This is a genomic window from Williamsia serinedens (assembly GCF_024171725.1).
Classification (GTDB): domain Bacteria; phylum Actinomycetota; class Actinomycetes; order Mycobacteriales; family Mycobacteriaceae; genus Williamsia_A; species Williamsia_A serinedens.
In genome coordinates, this window is the sequence record NZ_JAMTCG010000010.1 from 14,506 (window position 1) to 35,735 (window position 21,230).

The following is a 21,230-nucleotide window of genomic DNA, read 5'->3' on the forward strand; positions in this document are numbered from 1 at the left end:
ACAGTGACGAGGCGATGAACACTCCCGACCCCACGGCCCCCGCGACGGACCCGACGGACCCCGAGGACACCGCCGCCTCCCAGGAGTCCGAGTCGACGTCGACGCCCGCCGCCGCATCGACCCCGTCGCCGACGGCCACCGCCACCGACAGTGCGACGGGGGACGAGGGGACCTCCTCGTCCCGGGTCGCCGGTGCGCGACGCGTCGCCCGCACCGCGGCCCTGCCGGTCGCCGCGGTCGTCGTGGTGGCGGGCCTGATCGCGGCGATCGTGTTCGCCGGGATCTACGGCTACCGGTGGTACGACGACGCCGAGAACAAGGTGCCGGTGCAGACCGCCCGCGACGACGCGCTGGGCGGCGCCGAGCAGGCCATGCTCAACATCCTCAACATCGACCTGAAGAACAGCGACGCCTACCAGAAGCGCCTGCAGGCCTCGGTCACCGGCAACGCGCAGCAGCAGCTGCTCGGCAGCACCGGGTTGGGGGAGCTGCAGAAGCAGGCGGGTGACCCGGCGAACGCCGCCACGCTCACCGCCAAGTTGCAGCGCAGCGCGGTGGTCTCCCTCGACGACGACCGCAGCAACGCCACGACGCTGGTGTTCCTCAACGTGACGTCGTCCCGACCGAACCAGGCGTCGTCGTCGCAGACCATGGGCTTCCAGGTGTCGGTCACGAAGGACGGCGGGATCTGGAAGGCGAACAACATCCAGCCGCTCGACTCCGTCGCGATCGACTCGACCGACGCCGGCCAGGCGGGAGGCGCGGCCCCGTCCGCCGCCCCCAGCAGCGCCGCGCCCGCCCCCGGAGGGAACTGATGACCACGCCCCGCGGACCCCGCGGCAACCGTCGTCCCCGCGTCGCCGGCCGCCCGGCGACCCGACCCACCTCGCCCGACCGCCCCACGTCGCGGCCGACCGACGACGACGCGACGACGCCGGAGACCGTCGAACCGTCGGCGCCTGACACCGACACGTCCGCCCCCGCGACGCCTGTCACCGAGACGCCCGAGGCGGAGACGTCCGAGACCGAGACGCCCGCCGCGGCGTCGACGGCGGGCACCACCCCCGCGGACCCCGCCGCGGAGGCGGACGAGGCCGCGACCGACACCGCCGACGCCGGAGTGGACCTCGGGAAGAAGCCCGCGGCGCCGGCGAGCCCGCGCGGCAAGTCGCGGCCCGCGGTCAAGGTCTCGACCATCAAGCCCCAGTCGACGCGACCCGCGCCGAAGCGCCCCACCGCGGCCGCGACCGACGACGCGACCCGCCCGTCGCGTCGTCGCCGGTTCCTCGGCTGGCGCACCGTCGGCGTCCTCGCGGCGATCGCCGTCGTGATCGGTGTCGTCGCGGGTGTCGCCGCCGCGAAACCCGGCGTCGACCTCTCCGACAACAAGGCCTTCGTCGACGCGTCGCTCACCAGCCAGGTCAGCGCCCAGGCCAAGACCCGCATCTGCTCGGTGTTCGCCGTCAACTACGCCAAGCTCGACGACTGGGAGCGCACCGCGAAGGCCAACGTGACGGGGGAGGCGTCGACACGCTTCACCCAGTACGCCGGTGCCGTCCGTGACGCTCTCGGGCAGACGGGGCTCACCGAGGGCGGGGTCGACTGCCGTGTCGACACCGTGGGCGTCCGGTCGATCACCGGTGACTCCGCGACGTTGGTGGTGAACCTGATCCTCAGCCAGACCGAGGGGCAGACGGCCTCCGGCAGCGGGACCAAGCGCTACCAGGTGTCCATGCAGCAGGTGAACGGCCAGTGGCTGGTCGCGGACTTCAGCGACTTCTGAGGGTCTGTACGGAATTCTGACGCACCGACCTGCGCGTTCCTCTTGACTCGCACGCCCGGTGGTTGCACGCTGTTCCCAGCGACGGACACCGGCAGCCACTGGTGGTCGCACCAGCGCGGAGGTCTTCTGACGACCTCGTACCGATGTTGACATCGGACCGGTTTTTTCTGATACAGTTGGACGTTGCGCTGGCTGCCTTCTGTCCACATCACGATCTCCCACGCGGGCCACACCTGTGTCCGTCGACGGCGATCGCGCAGGACGCCCCGGAGGGAAGTCTCAGCGCCGCCGACAACAACGCCCACGGTGTCACCCGTCTTCCCGCGGATGACGCACCTCGTCGGGCACACAGAGATCCGTGTTGGAAGGACGCATCTTGGCAGTCACCCGCCAGTCCACCCCCACAACCGACGGCGCAGCGCGCCGGACCATCCCGGGAGCGCCGCACCGCGCCTCCTTCGCGAAGCTCACCGAACCGCTGGAGGTCCCTGGCCTCCTCGACGTCCAGCTCGAGTCGTTCGAGTGGCTGATCGGGTCGCCCGAGTGGCGTGAGCGTGCGATCGCCCGCGGCGAGGAGCACCCCTCGGGTGGTCTCGACGACATCCTCGCCGAGCTGTCGCCGATCGAGGACTTCTCGGGCTCGATGTCCCTCTCCTTCTCCGACCCTCGCTTCGACGAGGTGAAGGCCTCCGTCGAGGAGTGCAAGGACAAGGACATGACCTACGCGGCGCCGCTGTTCGTCACCGCGGAGTTCATCAACAACAACACCGGTGAGATCAAGTCGCAGACCGTCTTCATGGGCGACTTCCCGATCATGACCGACAAGGGCAGCTTCATCATCAACGGCACCGAGCGTGTCGTCGTCAGCCAGCTCGTCCGCAGCCCCGGTGTCTACTTCGACTCCACCATCGACAAGACCACCGAGAAGACCCTCCACAGCGTGAAGGTCATCCCGGGTCGTGGCGCCTGGCTCGAGTTCGACATCGACAAGCGCGACACCGTCGGCGTCCGCATCGACCGCAAGCGCCGCCAGTCGGTCACCGTGCTGCTCAAGGCGCTCGGCTGGACCAACGAGCAGATCACCGAGCGCTTCGGCTTCTCCGAGATCATGATGTCGACGCTGGAGAAGGACAACACCGCCGGCACCGACGAGGCCCTCCTCGAGGTCTACCGGAAGCTGCGTCCGGGCGAGCCCCCGACGAAGGAGTCGGCGCAGACCCTGCTCGAGAACCTCTTCTTCAAGGAGAAGCGGTACGACCTCGCGCGCGTCGGTCGCTACAAGTTCAACAAGAAGCTCGGCCTCACCGACAACCCGATGACGGGTGCCTCGGTGCTCACCGAGGACGACATCGTCGCCACCGTCGAGTACCTCGTGCGCCTGCACGAGGCCGACGCGCACACGACCACCTACATGACCGTCCCCGGCGGCGTGGAGGTCCCGGTCGAGGTCGACGACATCGACCACTTCGGCAACCGTCGTCTGCGCACCGTGGGCGAGCTGATCCAGAACCAGATCCGCGTGGGCCTGTCCCGCATGGAGCGCGTCGTGCGCGAGCGCATGACGACCCAGGACGTCGAGGCGATCACCCCGCAGACCCTGATCAACATCCGTCCCGTCGTGGCGGCGATCAAGGAGTTCTTCGGGACCAGCCAGCTGTCGCAGTTCATGGACCAGAACAACCCGCTGTCGGGCCTGACCCACAAGCGTCGTCTCTCGGCGCTGGGCCCCGGCGGTCTGTCCCGTGAGCGCGCCGGCCTCGAGGTCCGCGACGTGCACCCGTCGCACTACGGCCGCATGTGCCCGATCGAGACCCCCGAGGGTCCGAACATCGGTCTCATCGGCTCGCTGTCGGTGTACGCGCGGGTCAACCCGTTCGGTTTCATCGAGACGCCCTACCGCAAGGTCGTCGGCGGCCAGGTCACCGACCAGATCGACTACCTGACCGCCGACGAGGAGGAGCGCTTCGTCAAGGCCCAGGCCAACGCCGAGCTCGACTCCGACAACCGTTTCACCGAGGACCGCATCCTCGTCCGCCGCAAGGGCGGCGAGGTCGAGTTCGTCGGACCGGACGCGATCGACTACATGGACGTCTCGCCGCGACAGATGGTCTCCGTCGCGACCGCGATGATCCCGTTCCTCGAGCACGACGACGCCAACCGCGCCCTGATGGGTGCGAACATGCAGCGTCAGGCGGTGCCGCTGGTCCGCAGCGAGGCGCCGCTGGTCGGCACCGGAATGGAGCTGCGTGCCGCCGTCGACGCCGGGGACGTCATCGTCTCGGCGAAGGCGGGCGTCGTGGAGGAGGTCTCGGCCGACTACGTCACCGTCATGGCCGACGACGGCACCCGCGACACGTTCCGGATGCGCAAGTTCGCCCGGTCGAACCACGGCACCTGCGCCAACCAGCGTCCGATCGTGGACGAGGGGCAGCGTGTCGAGACCGGCCAGGTCCTCGCCGACGGGCCCTGCACCGACACCGGTGAGATGGCCCTGGGCAAGAACCTGCTCGTGGCGATCATGCCGTGGGAGGGCCACAACTACGAGGACGCGATCATCCTGTCGCAGCGCCTCGTGGAGGAGGACGTGCTCACCTCGATCCACATCGAGGAGCACGAGATCGACGCCCGCGACACCAAGCTCGGTGCCGAGGAGATCACCCGGGACATCCCGAACGTCTCCGACGAGGTCCTCGCCGACCTCGACGAGCGCGGCATCATCCGCATCGGTGCCGAGGTCCGTGACGGCGACATCCTCGTCGGCAAGGTCACCCCGAAGGGCGAGACCGAGCTGACCCCCGAGGAGCGCCTGCTGCGCGCCATCTTCGGTGAGAAGGCGCGGGAGGTCCGCGACACCTCGCTGAAGGTGCCGCACGGCGAGACCGGCAAGGTGATCGGCATCCGCGTGTTCAGCCGCGAGGACGACGACGACCTGCCCCCGGGCGTCAACGAGCTCGTCCGCGTCTACGTCGCGCAGAAGCGCAAGATCCAGGACGGCGACAAGCTGGCCGGCCGCCACGGCAACAAGGGCGTCATCGGCAAGATCCTCCCGGCGGAGGACATGCCGTTCCTGCCCGACGGCACGCCGGTCGACATCATCCTGAACACCCACGGTGTCCCGCGTCGTATGAACATCGGTCAGATCCTGGAGACCCACCTCGGGTGGATCGCCAAGACCGGCTGGAACATCGACGTCGCGGGCGGCACGCCGGAGTGGGCGTCGCGTCTGGACGAGAGCATGCTCTCGGCCGGCCCGGACACCCGCACCGCGACCCCGGTGTTCGACGGCGCGCGCGAGGAGGAGCTGACCGGACTGCTGTCCTCGACGCTGCCGAACCGCGACGGCGAGGTGATGGTCAACGGTGACGGCAAGGCCACGCTGTTCGACGGTCGTTCCGGCGAGCCGTTCCCGTACCCGGTGTCGGTCGGCTACATGTACATCATCAAGCTGCACCACCTCGTGGACGACAAGATCCACGCGCGGTCGACGGGTCCGTACTCGATGATCACGCAGCAGCCGCTGGGCGGTAAGGCGCAGTTCGGTGGCCAGCGCTTCGGTGAGATGGAGTGCTGGGCGATGCAGGCCTACGGCGCGGCGTACACGCTGCAGGAGCTGCTCACCATCAAGTCCGACGACGTCGTCGGACGCGTGAAGGTGTACGAGGCGATCGTCAAGGGCGAGAACATCCCCGAGCCGGGCATCCCCGAGTCGTTCAAGGTGCTCCTGAAGGAGCTGCAGTCCCTGTGCCTGAACGTCGAGGTGCTCAGCTCCGACGGCGCCGCGATCGAGATGCGCGACGGCGACGACGAGGACCTGGAGCGTGCCGCGGCCAACCTCGGCATCAACCTGTCCCGCAACGAGTCCGCCACCGTCGACGACCTCGCGAACTGATGAGCGTCGGTGCGCCTCCGGGCGCACCGACCTCCACCAGCCCTCACCGACCCAGAGCAACCCGAGAGGCAACACGTGCTCGACGTCAACTTTTTCGATGAACTGAAGATCGGTCTCGCGACCGCCGACGACATCCACCGGTGGAGCTACGGCGAGGTCAAGAAGCCGGAGACCATCAACTACCGCACCCTCAAGCCGGAGAAGGACGGACTCTTCTGCGAGAAGATCTTCGGCCCTACCCGCGACTGGGAGTGCTACTGCGGCAAGTACAAGCGCGTCCGCTTCAAGGGCATCATCTGCGAGCGCTGCGGCGTGGAGGTGACCCGCGCCAAGGTGCGTCGTGAGCGGATGGGTCACATCGAGCTGGCCGCACCGGTCACCCACATCTGGTACTTCAAGGGCGTCCCGTCGCGCCTGGGCTACCTGCTGGACCTGGCGCCGAAGGATCTCGAGAAGATCATCTACTTCGCCGCCTACGTCATCACCTCGGTCGACGACGAGCTCCGCCACAACGAGCTGTCGACGCTGCAGGCCGAGATGGAGGTCGAGAAGAAGGGTGTCGCCGACACCCGTGACTCCGACCTGGAGGAGCGCGCCAAGAAGCTCGAGGAGGACCTCGCCGAGCTCGAGCGCGAGGGTGCCAAGGCCGACGCGCGTCGCAAGGTGAAGGACGCGGGCGAGCGCGAGATGCGCAAGATCCGCGACACCGCACAGCGTGCGCTCGACGAGCTCGACGAGATCTGGGACAAGTTCACCAAGCTCGCCCCGAAGGACATGATCATCGACGAGCGGCTCTACCGTGAGCTGCAGGACCGCTACGGCGAGTACTTCACCGGCGCGATGGGTGCCGAGGCGATCAAGAAGCTCCTCGAGACCTTCGACATCGACGCCGAGGCCGACATCCTGCGGGACACCATCCGCAACGGCAAGGGTCAGAAGAAGCTGCGTGCGCTCAAGCGACTGAAGGTCGTCGCGGCGTTCCAGCAGTCGGGCAACTCGCCGCTGGGCATGGTCCTCGACGCGGTGCCGGTGATCCCGCCGGAGCTGCGCCCGATGGTCCAGCTCGACGGTGGCCGCTTCGCCACGTCGGACCTGAACGATCTGTACCGCCGCGTCATCAACCGCAACAACCGCCTCAAGCGACTGATCGACCTCGGTGCCCCCGAGATCATCGTCAACAACGAGAAGCGGATGCTGCAGGAGTCGGTCGACGCCCTGTTCGACAACGGTCGTCGCGGCCGTCCGGTCACCGGGCCGGGCAACCGCCCGCTGAAGTCGCTGAGCGATCTGCTCAAGGGCAAGCAGGGTCGTTTCCGTCAGAACCTGCTCGGCAAGCGCGTCGACTACTCGGGCCGTTCGGTCATCGTCGTCGGCCCGCAGCTCAAGCTGCACCAGTGCGGTCTGCCGAAGCTGATGGCGCTCGAGCTGTTCAAGCCGTTCGTGATGAAGCGTCTGGTCGACCTGAACCAGGCGCAGAACATCAAGTCGGCCAAGCGCATGGTCGAGCGTCAGCGGCCCGCGGTGTGGGACGTCCTCGAAGAGGTCATCGCCGAGCACCCGGTCCTGCTGAACCGTGCGCCGACGCTGCACCGTCTGGGCATCCAGGCGTTCGAGCCGCAGCTCGTCGAGGGCAAGGCGATCCAGCTGCACCCGCTGGTGTGTGAGGCCTTCAACGCCGACTTCGACGGTGACCAGATGGCCGTGCACCTCCCGCTGTCGGCGGAGGCGCAGGCCGAGGCCCGCATCCTGATGCTGTCGTCGAACAACATCCTGTCGCCGGCGTCGGGTCGTCCGCTCGCCATGCCGCGTCTGGACATGGTCACGGGTCTGTACTTCCTGACCACCCAGAAGGACGGGGCGCTCGGTGAGTACGCGGCGTCGTCGGACGACGACGTCGAGCGCGGTGTCTACTCGACCCCGGCCGAGGCCATCATGGCGATGGACCGTGGCGTGCTGAGCGTGCAGGCGAAGATCAAGGTGCGTCTGACCGATCAGCGTCCGCCGGCCGACATCGAGGCCGAGCACTTCCCCGACGGCTGGACCGTCGGTGAGGCGTGGACGATCGAGACCACCCTGGGTCGCGTGCTCTTCAACGAGCTGCTGCCGCGGGAGTACCCGTTCGTCAACGAGCAGATGCCGAAGAAGCGTCAGGCCGTCATCATCAACGACCTGGCCGAGCGCTACCCGATGATCGTGGTTGCGCAGACCGTCGACAAGCTCAAGGACGTCGGCTTCTACTGGGCCACCCGCTCGGGTGTCACCGTGTCGATGGCCGACGTGCTGGTGCCGCCGAACAAGAAGGAGATCCTCGACAAGTACGAGGAGCGGGCCGACGGCCTGGAGCGCAAGTTCCAGCGTGGTGCCCTCACCCCGGACGAGCGTCGTGACGCTCTCGTGGAGATCTGGAAGCAGGCCACCGAAGAGGTCGGCGCCGCGATGGAGGCGTACTACCCCGAGGACAACCCGATCGCGATGATCCCGAAGTCGGGTGCGACGGGCAACATGACCCAGGTCCGCAACCTGTCGGGCATGAAGGGTCTGGTGACCAACCCGAAGGGTGAGTTCATCCCGCGTCCGATCAAGTCCTCGTTCCGCGAGGGCCTGACGGTGGCGGAGTACTTCATCAACACGCACGGCGCCCGCAAGGGTCTGGCCGACACCGCCCTGCGCACCGCCGACTCCGGGTACCTGACCCGTCGTCTGGTGGACGTCAGCCAGGACGTCATCGTCCGCGAGACCGACTGTGGCACCGAGCGCGGCATCGTCGTGACGCTCGCCGAGAAGCAGGCCGACGGCTCGCTGATCCGCGACCCGCACGTCGAGACCTCCGCGTACGCACGGACCCTCGCGTCCGACGCCCTTGACGCCGACGGCAATGTCGTCGTCGAGCGTGGCCACGACCTGGGCGACCCGGCCATCGAGGCACTCCTCGCGGCCGGCATCACCGAGGTCAAGGTGCGGTCGGTGCTGACCTGCACGACGGGCACCGGCGTGTGCGCGATGTGCTATGGCCGCTCGATGGCGACCGGCAAGCTCGTCGACATCGGCGAGGCGGTCGGCATCATCGCCGCGCAGTCGATCGGTGAGCCCGGTACCCAGCTGACGATGCGTACGTTCCACCAGGGTGGTGTCGGCGACGACATCACCGGCGGTCTGCCGCGTGTCCAGGAGCTGTTCGAGGCCCGTGTCCCCAAGGGCAAGGCTCCGATCGCCGAGGTCGCCGGCCGGATCCGTCTCGAGGACGACGACCGCTTCTACAAGATCACGATCGTCCCCGACGACGGATCGGAAGAGGTCGTCTACGACAAGATCTCGAAGCGTCAGCGTCTGCGTGTGTTCAAGCACGACGACGGCTCCGAGCGTCTGCTGGCCGACGGCGACCACGTCGAGGTCGGACAGCAGCTCATGGAGGGCGCCGCGGATCCGCACGAGGTCCTGCGTGTCATGGGCCCGCGTCAGGTGCAGGTGCACCTCGTCAACGAGGTGCAGGAGGTGTACCGGAGCCAGGGTGTGTCGATCCACGACAAGCACATCGAGACGATCGTCCGTCAGATGCTGCGTCGCGTGACGATCATCGACTCCGGCGCCACCGAGTTCCTGCCCGGGTCGCTCACCGAGCGCGCCGAGTTCGAGGCGGCCAACCGTCGCGTCGTCGGCGAGGGCGGCGAGCCCGCGGCCGGTCGTCCGGTGCTCATGGGCATCACGAAGGCCTCGCTGGCCACCGAGTCGTGGCTGTCGGCGGCGTCGTTCCAGGAGACCACGCGTGTCCTGACCGACGCGGCGATCAACAGCCGCAGCGACAAGCTGGTGGGTCTGAAGGAGAACGTGATCATCGGCAAGCTGATCCCGGCCGGCACCGGCATCAACCGGTACCGGAACATTCAGGTGCAGCCGACCGAGGAGGCGCGTGCCGCCGCGTACGCGGTGCCGTCGTACGACGACACCTACTACAGCCCGGACGGCACCTTCGGTGCCCCGTCGGGTGCTGCGGTGCCGCTGGACGACTACGGATTCTCCAGCGATTACCGCTGACCCCGAGTAGTCCCTGATCGACAGGACGGCTCCCACCGCGAGGTGGGGGCCGTCCTGCGTCTGTGCCCGTCGCGCCAACCCGCCGAGCGTGCGGTAGATGCTGTCGAGCGTGCACCAGATCCCGCCGAGCGTGCCAAAACCCCTCGCCGAGCGTGCGGTAGATCCCCCCGAGCGTGCACCAGATGCCGTCGACCGTGCACCAGATCCCGCCGAGCGTGGCGCTCAGCGTCCTCGTCGACGCCCGCGGGCGTCGAGCAGGCCGCGTAGCTGCGCGAGAAACCCGCCCGGATCGCCGGACAGCTGGACGCTGTTCCGTCTCTCGGTGTGCCATCCCAGGGCGGCGGTCTGCCGATCGCGCGCCGCATTGGAAAGCCGTTGGTCTTCGCTGTAGTGGTATTCGAACCCGTCGAACTCCACGCCGATCTTCTCGCGGCGGTAGGCGAGGTCGAACTTGGCGATGATCACGCCCGCCTCGTCGTAGACCTTCACCTGTGTCTCCGGCTTCGGCAGGCCGCCGTCGAGCATGAGGAACCGCGTCCAGCTCTCGCCCGACGACTCGGCGCCGGCGTCGATCCACGGGACGAGCCCACGGAGCTGTCGAATGTTCCGTACCGCCGGGTGTGCGACGACGAACCGCCACAAGTCCATGTGGTCGAAATCGGTCGCTCGCGTGAGGTCGTCGAGATGTGCCAAAGCCAGCCAGGCAGGAGTGCGACGTCCGAGATCGAACGCAGTCCTGATCGGTGAGGTGACCGGCATGCCGTCGATGACAACTACGTCGGCCGGGTTCACCTCAGTGCGATGGATGCGGACGTCGTTGAATCGCCGTCCCTGGCCGGTCGGCGGTCGGATCAGCTCGACGGTCGCACCGTGATCGAAGAACGTGCCGCCATGCAGGACCGCAGCGCTGACGCCTGCCACCACGGAGTCAGGGCCCGCCCTCAGCCATCCTGCCCGGATGGTCTCCACGGCCGTCAATGGTGACGCGGCTTCGGCGTACACGCCGCGATGCACCATGCGGAAGTCCCGGCGTATGTCTCGCGGACCCACGTCGCCCGGCAGACCGTGGTCGCCGAGTGCGAATGGGCGGTTGTCGATGCTCATGCTCGTTGGACGCACATGGCCGTCGAACGGTTCACTCGGATCTCGGAGTGCACGCTGGGCGGGATCTACTGCCCGGTGGGCGGGATCTGGCGCACACTCGGCGGGATTTTCTGCCCGGTGGGCGGGATCTGGTGCACGCTCGGCGGTTCGCCGCGGGGAGTGGGGTGGGTAGGTCCGGGGTGGGGTGGGTAGTCGGTCGAGATGGACACCGCACTGCTCGTCATCGGGTCGGGGCCGGCAGGGGTCGCCGCGGCCGAGTCGTATCGGGACCACGGCGGCCGGGGACGGGTCGTCGTCGTCACGCCGGAGGATCATCAGCCCTACTGGCGGCCGCCGCTGAGCAAGGACTTCCTGCGCGGTGAGAGCGACCTGCCCGACATCGCGCTGCGGCCGGACACCTTCTACGAGCACAACGACGTCGAGGTCCACACCGGCGTCGACATCACGCGGCTACGGCCGGGCGATCGGGAGGCGGAGAGCCGGACCGGCGACGTCATCCGGTACGAGAACGCGGTCATCGCGACCGGCGCGGCGCCGATGCCCCTGCCCGCGGACGGGGGCGAGGCGGTCCCGACGCTGCGGTCGGTCGCCGACTCCGACGCGCTGCGGCGGTGGGCCGGCCAGGTGTCGTCGGCGCTCGTCGTCGGCGGGGGCTTCATCGGCTGTGAGGCTGCGGCGTCGCTGGCGGCCCGCGGCGTGACGACGACCGTCGTCGGCCCCGACGAGGTGCCTCAGCACCGACGACTCGGACCCGACGCGGGCGCTCGGCTGGCGTCCATCCTCGACGACGCGGGGGTGCGCTACTCCGGTGGCGCCCACGTCGACGCCGTCCGCGGGCGGGTGGGGGAGGGCTTCGCGGCGCAGCTCGACAGCGGCGTCACCGTCGACGTCGACCTCGTTCTCGCCGCCACCGGCATCTCACCGCGCTCGCGCCTTGCCGACGTCGCGGGACTGTCGATGCGGTCCGGTCGGATCGCGGTCGACGCGTCGATGCGGACGTCGGCAACCCACCTCTTCGCGGCCGGCGACGTCGCCGCGGCGATGAACGCGACCGCCGGACGGGTGGTCCCCACCGAGCACTGGCAGGACGCCGAGGACCAGGGCCGGATCGCCGGCGCCGCGGCGGCAGGGACCGCGGCACGCTGGGACGCGGTGCCCGGCTTCTGGACCCAGATCGGCGACGAGACCGTGAAGTACAGCGCATGGGGTGACGGGTTCACGTCGGCGATCCCGGTGTTCCACGACGACGGTGGGCTCACCGTCTGGTACGCCGACGACGCCGGCCGAGCAGTCGGGGTGCTCACCCACCGCTGCGACGACGACTACGACCGCGGCGGCGACCTCGTCGCCCAGGGTGCGCCGATCCCCGTCGCGGCGACAGCCTGACGACGTCCAGCCGCACACTCGGCGAGTTCGGTATCGGCACGGTCGGCGGAGGGTTTTGGCACCCTGGGCGGGATCTACCGCACGGTCGGCGGGGTCTACCGCACGATCGGCGGGATCTGGTGCACGCTCGGCGAGGTCTCGCCCGGGGCGCGGCGTAACAGGTGCGGGGTCACAGGCGTGGGGTCAGAGTCGGTAGACGCGGCGGGCGTTGCCGTGGGCGACGAGGTCGGCGACGCGCAGCGCGTCGTCCAGCGACCACTCGTCGGCGTCGACGAACCCCGCCAGGACCGACGCCATCCCGTCTCGCCAGAGAGTGGCACCGAGGAAGTGGAACTCGGCGGGCCCGCAGCCGTCGGAGGAGTACAGCAGCTTCGTGAACGGCGCCATCTCGAGCAGTCGCCCGACGAACGGCCCCGACCGTGCGCCGAGGTGGTGGATCGAGAGCCCCCCGTCGAGATGGACCGACGGGAACGCCTGCGCGAGATACCCGGCCTGCCGCTCCCAGGGGTAGCAGTGCAGCAGCATGATCGGGACGTCGCCGGCTTCGCGGAGGAACTCGTCGAGCAGGAGCGGATCGGTCTGCGACAACCGCGCGTCCCGATCGCCGAACCCGACGTGGAACTGCAGCGGCAGACCGACGTCGAGCGCCCGGTGCAACCCGAACCGCAGCAGCACCCGATCGGTCAGCCGCGTGCCGCCGGCGGCGCGCCAGCGTTCCGCGGCGAGCGCGACGAGCCGCTCCGGCGGGTCCGACAGGTCGCCCCCGAACCCGCCGCGATAGGCCAGCACGGACTTCGTCGCCACCGCGGCACCGGTTCTGCGGTGCAGGATCTCGACGAACTCGTCGGCGTAGTCGCCCGGCGCGGCGGCGGCCTGCTCGGCGACCTCCTCGAGGCGGACCACCTCGTGTGCGACGCTGCCGCCGAGGGTCGCGAGGTCGTCGGGATCGGTCAGCCCGGCGTGGAACCCGGTGTCCACCAACCACGTCGACACCCCGGCCGCGGACAGGAACCGCCGGGACACCTCGCCCTCGCCCAGTACGGCACGTCGCGCGCAGTACTCGGACGGCGACGCGTGTCGCGGCAGGTCCAGCAGAGGGGCGCAGCGAGCTCGCACCGCGACGCCGAGCTGCGTCTCCCACCCCGACGCGGCCGCGGTCACCGGATCGGGGTCGGCCTCGTTCAGGGCCGCTGCGAGCCGTGCGGCGTCGCCGTCGGCGGCCCACCGGCCGTGGACGTGGTGGTCGACGAGCTCCACCCGGGACAGGTGCTCCCGCAGTGCATCCGACGCCGCGCTCACACGCTCCACGCCATCCGGAACATCTCCGCCAGCTCGGCCGGGGAGCGATCCCCGTAGGTCGACGCCTCGTACCGGCGGACCGCGAGGGTCGCCTCGACCACCTCGTCGCCCAGCACCGACCGCGCCGTCGACGACCCCTCCAGCGCGTCGAGCATCGCGGTCTGGTCGCCGGTCAGCAGCACCGTGCCGGCAGCCTCACGCTCCGCGTCCGACAGCGTCGCCGGGTCGACCGTCGTCTCCGGCGGGAGCAGCGCACCGCGCTCGATGCCGTCGGCCGCGAGGCCCAGGATCGCCGCGGACGCGAGGTAGGGGTTCGCCGACGGGTCGACGATCTTCACCTCGACGTTCGCGCCGACCGGGTTCGCCGGTCCGCCTTCGATGAAGCGCACCGACGCCTCGCGGTTCTCGGTGCCCCAGCAGGCGTAGGCGCCCGCCCAGAAGCCGGGCAGCACACGCAGACCCGACAGGATCGAGCCGCACAGCACGGCCTGCAGTTCGGGCAGTCCGGCGACCACGCCGCCGATCGCCGCGCCACCGGACGACGTCAGGCCCCGCGGCCCGTCGCCCCCGGAGAACAGCGGCCCGCCGGCGCCGGCGAGCGAGAAGTGCTGGTGCGCACCGTTGCCGACGCCGTCGTGGAACGGCTTCGGCGAGAAGCACGCGCGGAGGCCATGGCGACGGGCCGCGCGTCCGATCACCATCCGTGCGGCGACCAGCTGGTCGGCCGCGGCCACCGGCGACAGGGGCGCCAGCGACACCTCGAACTGGTTGCTGCCGTACTCGGGGTGCATCTGGGCGAGCTCGACACCGGCGCGCTTCGCCGACGCGACGACGTCGCGCACGAACCCCTCGTGCTCGAGCACGCCGGCCAGCCCGTACTGCGCCCACATCGTCGACGGGACCGGCGCGGCGGCGTCGTCGAGGAGGGTGAACTCCAGCTCGTGGCCGACGAGGGCGATCAACCCCGACGAGGCGAGCCGCTCCTCGACACTCCGCAGCGTCGTGCGGGCGCACGCGCCGACCGGCTCGAACGACTGGTCGACGAAATCCGCGGGAGCCCAGGCGATGTGGTCACCGATGATGCGGACCGCGCCGAGGTCGACGCGGATGCGCTGGTCGCCGACGGCGCCGAAGCGGTCGGTGTAGGCGATGCCGGTCCGGTCGATGGTGAACACGTGCCACACCGGGCTGACGCCGAGCCCCGCGTCGGCGAACGCGGGGACGCGGGCGACGTCGACGACCTTCGCGTGGGTCAGTCCGGCGGGGTTCACGACGGTGCCCACGAGCATCTCGACCCCCGCGCTCTGCAGGTGACCCAGGACGTCGGTGCGGATGGTGGCCATGGGGTCACAGTGTGCCCCACCGGCGTTGCTCAGGCGTGGCGATGGGGCAGGTACTGCACCGACCACTCGTTGCCGTCGGGGTCGGCGAAATACACGAAATGGCCCCACGGCTGCACGTCGACGGGTCCCACCTCGACGCCGGCGGACAGCAGGTGCTCGCGCGCGGCCTCGATGTCGGTCACGCAGATCATCAGGCCCTTCACCGAGCCGGGCTCACCCTCGACGAGGCCGTCGCCGAACGCGATCGAGCAGTTCGAGCCGACGGGCGTCATCTGCACGAAGCGGACCGGGGTGTCGCCGTCGTTGCCGGGTTGGCCCGGCGGGACGACGTGATCGTGGTCGGGGGTGAACCCGATGCGGGTGTAGAACTCCTTGGCGCGGTCGGGGTCGCTCACCGGGAGCATCACGACCTCGAGCGTCCAGGGGCCGCCGCGCACGCCGGTGGCGGGCGCGGTGGTGGCGGATTCGGTGCTGCTCATGACTCGTCCCTCTCGTCGATGGTTCTGACGAGAGGGACGATGTCACCGGACGCGGACAGGAACGGTCCGCATTGTCCGATCAGCCGTTGCGGAACCAGCCGGCGCGGTCGATGCGCCAGATCTCGTCCTGCCAGAACTTCCACGCGTGGATGCCGACGGGCCAGAAGCTCGAGCGCACGTTCGCACCGGCGGCACGGGCCGCGAGGGCGAAGGTCTGGGACTGCTCCTGCGACACGACCTCGAGGGCCGAGCCGGACAGGCCGGTGCCGAACGTCGCGATGTTCGTCGGCGGACCGTTCCAGATGCCCGCGGCGGCGTAGACCCACAGGTGCCGTCCCGCCATGGCGGGCAGGTTCAGCCAGGGGTCGTTCTGGAAGGCCTTCAGGTTGGGGAAGATGCCCCACATGTTGTTGAGGTCGTAGCGGCCGGAGTCGAACGCGGCGGCGCGCAGCATGGTCTGCATGCCCGGCGCGGTCGGGTGCGGGAAGCCCGACATCGACACCGCGCGGGTGTAGAGGTCGGGGCGCGTGGTGGTGAGCATGATGGCCGGCGCCGCCGACATCGACAGGCCCACCAGCGTGCGGTTGCGGGAGAACCCGAGTCTGTCGAGGTAGGCGGGCAGGCTGCCGGTCAGGACGCTGTTCCAGCGGTAGGGGCGGGTCTGGCCGGCCGACGGGCTCGGGGCGTTCCAGTCGGCGTAGAAGCTCGACTGGCCGCCGACGGGCATGACGACGTTGTAGCCGCGCTGCGACAGGAACGGGACGTTCGTCTCCTTCTCCCAGCCGTTCACGTCGTTGGTGGCGCGCAGCCCGTCGAGGAAGATGATCGTCGGCGCCTGGGCCGGGTTCGTCGTCGTCGACGCCCAGGTACGGATCACCGGGCTGGGCATGCCGTAGCCGTTGATGGTCGCGGACTTGAAGGTCGGGGCGGGGCGGGGACCCCACGCATTCGCCGTCCCGGTGCCCACGGTGACGAGGCCGAACGCCGCGACGAGGGCGACGACCAGGGTGGACAGGGCGGCGCGCACGGACGGCGCGCGGCGGCTCGCGAAGGTCATGCGGTTACCACTTCGTGTCGGGCCCGGTGGGGCGTCTCGTCGCGCGATGACCGCACGGCATGCGAGCTGCGCAGACCTGGCGCTCGTGCGTCCCCCGACGTCGTGTGCCTGTGCGGCACCGAACACCTTCCCACACGCGGGACAATGGCTCAATGGCGACGGAGGTGGGCGAGGGTGACGTCACACCGCGCGTGACGACGGCCGCGGACGCCCGGCCACGGCGTTGGATCCTGCACGTCGACCTCGACCAGTTCCAGGTGTCCGTGGAGCGGCTGCGCGCCCCCGAGCTCGTCGGGGTCCCGGTCATCGTGGGCGGGGCGGGCGACCCGCACGCGCCGCGGACCGTGGTGACCTGCGCGTCCTACGAGGCCCGCGACGTCGGCGTCCGGGCCGGCATGCCGCTGCGGACCGCGCACAGGAAGCTGCCGGACGCCGTCTACCTGCCGACCGACCACGAGACCTACGACATCGCCTCCGAGGAGGTCATGACGGTGCTGCGCGGCCTCGGCCACCCCGTCGAGGTGTGGGGGTGGGACGAGGCGTACGTCGGCGCCGACGTCGAGGACCCGCGCGCCCTCGCCGCGACGATCATCCGCCGCATCCGCGAGGAGACCGGCCTGACCTGCGCCGTCGGCATAAGCGACAACAAGCAGCGCGCGAAGATGGCCACGAACTTCGCCAAGGAGCAGCCGCCCGGCACCGACCGCGTCGACATCCTCACCGCGGAGACCTGGATGGCCCGGATGGGCGACCACCCGTGCCGGGACCTGTGGAGCGTGGGGCCGAAGACCGCGCAGAAACTGACCGCGATGGACGTCCACAGCGTCGCCGACCTCGTCGCGACGCCGCGCGAGACACTCGTCGAGCGGTTCGGCAACCACCAGGGGACCTGGTTGTACGTGCTGGCCCGCGGTGGTGGGGACGCGACGATCACCGAGGAGCCACACGTCGCGCGGTCGCACTCCAAGGTGCAGACGTTCCCCACCGACGTCACCGACGTCGACGAGCTGCACCGCCGGGCCTCCGCGCTGGCGGCCGACGTGCTGGCCCTGGTGCGGGCCGAGGGGCGTGTCGTGTCCCACGTCGCGGTGACGGTGCGGACGTCGACCTTCTTCACCCGCACCAAATCCCGCAAACTGCCCACGCCGACAACCCATCTGACCGACATCGAGCCGACGGTGCACACTCTTCTGGACCGCTTCGAGCTCGACCGGCCCGTCCGGCTGCTCGGGGTACGCCTGGACCTGGTACTCGACGACTGACGTCGAGCCCGTCCCGACGAGAGGACATGCGTGAGCTCGCTGACCTACACCCAGTCGGTGGTGATGGGCCTCCTGCAGGGCGTCACCGAGCTGTTCCCCGTGTCGAGCCTGGGGCACTCGCTGCTGGTGCCGGCGTGGATCGGTGGCAGCTGGGAGACCCTGGTGACGCAGTCGAACAGCAAGGGACACACGCCGTTCCTGGCGTTCCTCGTCGCACTGCACGTCGCGACGGCCCTCGCGCTGGTCGTCTACTACTGGCGCGACTGGGTCGCGATCGTGCGGGGCTTCGTCCACAGCGTCGTCCGACGTCGCATCGACACCCGCGAGGCGAAGCTCGCCTGGTTGCTCATCGTCGGCACCCTGCTGGTCGGGATCGTCGGGCTCGTCGCCGAGAAGCCGCTGCGGCAGGTGTTCGCGACGCCGCTCGCGTCGGCGGTCTTCCTCGTCGCCAACGGGTTCGTTCTGCTGGCCGCCGAGCTGCTGCGACGCCGCGCGGCCACCGGTGCGCACGCCGTCGAGGTGGTCGCCGGTGATCCCGACGCCGAGATCGACCGCCTGCGCTACCGCGACGCCGTCGTCATCGGTGCCGCGCAGATCCTGGCGCTGCTGCCGGGCATCTCCCGGTCGGGGTCGACGATCTCCGCCGGGCTGCTGCGCGGGATGGACCACGAGTCGTCGGCGAAGTTCGCGTTCCTGCTGGCCACGCCGGTCATCCTCGCCGCCGGTGTGCTGAAGATCCCCGAGCTGTTCGGGCCCGAGGGACAGGGCATCGGCGGCCAGGTGATCGTCGGGGCCGTGTGCGCGTTCGTCGCCGCGTTGGTGGCGGTGGCGTTCCTCGAGCGGTTCTTCCGGACCCGGACGATGTACCCGTTCGTCGTCTACTGCCTCGCCGCCGGTGTGGTCAGCGTGGTCGCGTTCGCCTGACGCAGTTCACCCTCACCCGCCTGTCGCGTCACCCGTCGAGTGGGCGGCTCCGTGCGTCGAGTGGGCGGTTCCGGACGTCGAGTGGGCGGTCAGTTCTCGAGCAACCCGCCGTCGAGCACCCCGTCGAGCAGTCGGGCGCAGCGGGCGGTCAGGGAGCCGCGGTCGGCCTCGATGCGGGCGCCGAGCTCGTCGACGTCGATCCCGAAGTCGCGCTGCACCTCCTGCTCGGACTCGCGGGTCCAGCCCATCCGCCACGCCGCGAACGACGCCGCCGTGATCTCGGGGTGGAACTGCGTCCCGACGACACGCCCGCGGACGAACGCCTGCAGGCCGGCGTCGTTGTGGGCGAGCCGACGGGCGCCCGGCGGGAGGGAGAAGTGGTCGAAGTGCCACTGCATCCACGGGCCGTCGTCGATCCAGGACGCGGCCGCGCCGTCGGGGACGAGGTCCACGAACCCGACCTCGGGGTGCGGTGACCGTTCGACGACCCCGCCGAGCACGCGGCTCAGGACCTGCCCGCCGAAGCAGACGCCGAGCGTCGGTGTCCCGGCGTCGACGACGCGATCGAGGTAGGCGCGCTCGGCGGCGAGCCACGACAGTGAGTCGTCGTAGGCGGAGTCGACGGAGCCCAGGACGACGACGGCCTCGACGGTCGCCGGGTCGGGCAGGTCGTCGGAGGGGTGCGCGACGAGGGGCGTGAGCCCGCGGGCCCGCAGGGCGTCGGCGAGCGACCCGGCCTCGACGCGCCCACGATCGCGGTCGTCTTCGTGCGCCAGCACGAGTGCGGTGGTCGACGTCATCACCGCCGAGGGTAGGTGCGGTGCGGCGCCGCCCCGATGCTGGTGGCGCCGCCTGTGATGGAGGACACTGGCCGTCATGGCCGACACCCATTCCGTGTTCAACCAGGTCCCGCCGTTCGTCGGGCACAACCCCGCCGACCACCCGGCGCTCACCGAGGCCCTCGTGCGCGAGGGCGGCGAGTGGGGTCTCGGCGAGGTGCAGGCGCTCGGCGCGTTGGCGGGCACCGAGGAGGCGATGCGCTGGGGCGACCTCGCCGACCGCAACCGTCCCGTCCTGCACACCCACGACAAGTTCGGGCACCGCGTCGACGAGGTCGAGTACGACCCCGCGTACCACCAGCTGATGCGGACGGCGACCGAGCACGGCCTGCACTCGGGACCGTGGACCGACCACCGTCCGGGCGCGCACGCGGTGCGGTCGGCGAAGCTCGCCGTGTGGAACGTCGAGGCCGGTCACCTGTGCCCCATCTCGATGACCTACGCGGTGGTGCCCGCGCTGCGCCACGCGCCCGACCTGGCCGCCGTCTACGAGCCGCTGCTCACCACACGCGACTACGACCCGGTCCTCGCCGTCCCCACGAGCAAGCGCGCGCTGACCGCGGGGATGTCGATGACCGAGAAGCAGGGCGGGTCCGACGTCCGCGCCAACCAGACGTCGGCGACGCCGAACGGCGACGGCACGTACACGATCGTCGGCCACAAGTGGTTCACGTCGGCACCGATGAGCGACTTCTTCCTCACCCTCGCCCAGGCGCCCGGGGGCCTGTCGTGCTTCTTCGTGCCGCGCGTCCTGCCCGACGGCACCCGCAACCGGCTGCGGCTGCAGCGTCTGAAGGACAAGCTCGGCAACCACGGCAACGCGTCGTCGGAGATCGAATACGACGACGCCACAGGGTGGCTGGTCGGCGAGGAGGGCCGCGGCGTGCGGACCATCATCGAGATGGTCAGCCTCACCCGACTCGACTGCGCCGTCGCGAGCGCGTCGGTGATGATGACCGGGCTGTCGCGCGCGATGCACCACGCGCAGCACCGCAGCGCGTTCGGGGACTACCTCATCGACCAGCCGCTGATGCGGAACGTGTTGGCGGACCTCGCGATCGAGGCCGAGGCCGCGATCGCCGTGTCGATGCGGATGGCCGGGGCGACCGACGCCGCCGAGCGCGGCGACGAACGGGAGGGCCTGATCCGGCGGATCGGGTTGCCCGCCACCAAGTACTGGACGTGCAAGCGGGCGCCGGCGTTCGCGGCCGAGGCGATGGAGTGCCTCGGCGGCAACGGCTACATCGAGGACTTCGGCATGGCCCGGCTGTTCCGTGAGTCGCCGCTCGCCGGGATCTGGGAGGGGAGCGGCAACGTCAGCGCGTTGGACATGTTGCGTGCGATGGCGACCGCTCCGAAGTCGGTGGAGGCGATCACCGACGAACTCGACTCCGCGCTGGGTCTCGACGAGCGCTACGACGCGCACGTCGCGTCGATCAAGTCGCAGCTCGGCGACCTCGAGCACGTGGTGATCGGTGCGCGCCGACTCGCGGAGTCGCTGTGCGTCGGCCTGCAGGGTGCGCTGCTGCTCCGCCACGGGCACCCCGCGGTGGCGGAGGCGTTCGCGGCGACGCGTCTCGCCCGGAACTGGGGCAGTGCCTTCGGCACCCTGCCCCCGGGCCTCGACCTCTCGCCGATCCTCGAGCGCGCCCTGGTCAAGTAGCCCGCCGTTCGTCGGGCACTCGGAGCCGTTCGTCGGGCACTCGGAACCCCTCGTTGGGCACTCGCAGCCGTTCGTTGGGCACTCGGAACCCTTCGTTGGGCAGTCGGAACCCCTCGTTGGGCAGTTGGAGCCCGTCGTTGGGCAGTTGGAGCCGTCGGGTGGGCGCTGTC

General features: G+C 70.0%; 14 protein-coding genes. 8 read left to right on the forward strand and 6 right to left on the reverse strand.

What is annotated here, in order from left to right; genetic code table 11:
• Window positions 1-14 precede the first annotated feature (14 nt).
• The 4 genes from LX12_RS20850 to LX12_RS20865 all read left to right on the forward strand — a co-directional run bounded on the left by LX12_RS20850 (window position 15) and on the right by LX12_RS20865 (window position 9,704).
• Entirely contained in the window at window positions 15-815 is an 801-nt protein-coding gene (locus tag LX12_RS20850; RefSeq protein ID WP_253656538.1) for a hypothetical protein, read from the forward strand.
• Window positions 815-1,783: a hypothetical protein gene (locus LX12_RS20855; protein ID WP_253656539.1), complete on the forward strand. Its 969-nt coding sequence runs from the start codon at window positions 815-817 to the stop codon at window positions 1,781-1,783. The genes LX12_RS20850 and LX12_RS20855 overlap by 1 nt, the downstream gene beginning before the upstream one ends.
• A 358-nt stretch (window positions 1,784-2,141) precedes the next feature.
• Complete coding sequence (gene rpoB, locus LX12_RS20860) at window positions 2,142-5,672, forward strand: DNA-directed RNA polymerase subunit beta (RefSeq protein WP_253656540.1); 3,531 nt, start codon at window positions 2,142-2,144, stop codon at window positions 5,670-5,672.
• 75 nt (window positions 5,673-5,747) lie between these two features.
• Window positions 5,748-9,704, forward strand: a complete 3,957-nt coding sequence (locus LX12_RS20865) for a DNA-directed RNA polymerase subunit beta' (protein ID WP_253656541.1) — start codon at window positions 5,748-5,750, stop codon at window positions 9,702-9,704.
• 222 nt (window positions 9,705-9,926) lie between these two features.
• Here the strand turns inward: LX12_RS20865 and LX12_RS20870 are convergent, their stop codons facing one another.
• The gene (locus LX12_RS20870; protein WP_253656542.1) at window positions 9,927-10,808 is read right to left on the reverse strand and encodes a type IV toxin-antitoxin system AbiEi family antitoxin; all 882 of its coding nucleotides are present in this window, start codon (window positions 10,806-10,808) and stop codon (window positions 9,927-9,929) included.
• Between the two features lie 201 nt (window positions 10,809-11,009).
• Here LX12_RS20870 and LX12_RS20875 point away from each other — a divergent pair, with 201 nt between their 5' ends.
• The gene (locus LX12_RS20875; protein WP_253656543.1) at window positions 11,010-12,194 is read left to right on the forward strand and encodes an NAD(P)/FAD-dependent oxidoreductase; all 1,185 of its coding nucleotides are present in this window, start codon (window positions 11,010-11,012) and stop codon (window positions 12,192-12,194) included.
• 183 nt (window positions 12,195-12,377) lie between these two features.
• Here LX12_RS20875 and LX12_RS20880 read toward each other — a convergent pair whose 3' ends face one another.
• The 4 genes from LX12_RS20880 to LX12_RS20895 all read right to left on the reverse strand — a co-directional run bounded on the left by LX12_RS20880 (window position 12,378) and on the right by LX12_RS20895 (window position 16,372).
• Entirely contained in the window at window positions 12,378-13,493 is a 1,116-nt protein-coding gene (locus LX12_RS20880; protein WP_253656586.1) for an amidohydrolase family protein, read from the reverse strand.
• A complete protein-coding gene (locus LX12_RS20885; protein WP_253656544.1) occupies window positions 13,490-14,836 on the reverse strand; it encodes a type I glutamate--ammonia ligase in 1,347 nt (448 codons plus the stop codon). Before LX12_RS20885 ends, LX12_RS20880 begins: the two co-directional genes overlap by 4 nt.
• A 29-nt stretch (window positions 14,837-14,865) precedes the next feature.
• Window positions 14,866-15,315, reverse strand: a complete 450-nt coding sequence (locus tag LX12_RS20890; protein ID WP_253656545.1) for a VOC family protein — start codon at window positions 15,313-15,315, stop codon at window positions 14,866-14,868.
• A gap of 79 nt (window positions 15,316-15,394) precedes the next feature.
• Entirely contained in the window at window positions 15,395-16,372 is a 978-nt protein-coding gene (locus LX12_RS20895) for an alpha/beta hydrolase-fold protein (RefSeq protein WP_253656546.1), read from the reverse strand.
• Between the two features lie 152 nt (window positions 16,373-16,524).
• Here LX12_RS20895 and LX12_RS20900 point away from each other — a divergent pair, with 152 nt between their 5' ends.
• Both LX12_RS20900 and LX12_RS20905 read left to right on the forward strand, forming a co-directional pair.
• Window positions 16,525-17,634: a DNA polymerase IV gene (locus tag LX12_RS20900; protein WP_253656547.1), complete on the forward strand. Its 1,110-nt coding sequence runs from the start codon at window positions 16,525-16,527 to the stop codon at window positions 17,632-17,634.
• A gap of 30 nt (window positions 17,635-17,664) precedes the next feature.
• Window positions 17,665-18,558 (forward strand): undecaprenyl-diphosphate phosphatase, encoded by an 894-nt coding sequence (locus tag LX12_RS20905; protein WP_253656548.1) that lies wholly within the window; start codon window positions 17,665-17,667, stop codon window positions 18,556-18,558.
• A gap of 89 nt (window positions 18,559-18,647) precedes the next feature.
• On the opposite strand, the gene LX12_RS20910 is transcribed toward LX12_RS20905, so the two are convergent.
• A complete protein-coding gene (locus tag LX12_RS20910) occupies window positions 18,648-19,358 on the reverse strand; it encodes a type 1 glutamine amidotransferase (RefSeq protein WP_253656549.1) in 711 nt (236 codons plus the stop codon).
• A 76-nt stretch (window positions 19,359-19,434) separates the two neighbouring features.
• Between LX12_RS20910 and LX12_RS20915 the strand changes: the two genes are divergently transcribed.
• The gene (locus LX12_RS20915; protein WP_253656550.1) at window positions 19,435-21,060 is read left to right on the forward strand and encodes an acyl-CoA dehydrogenase family protein; all 1,626 of its coding nucleotides are present in this window, start codon (window positions 19,435-19,437) and stop codon (window positions 21,058-21,060) included.
• Window positions 21,061-21,230 lie beyond the last annotated feature (170 nt).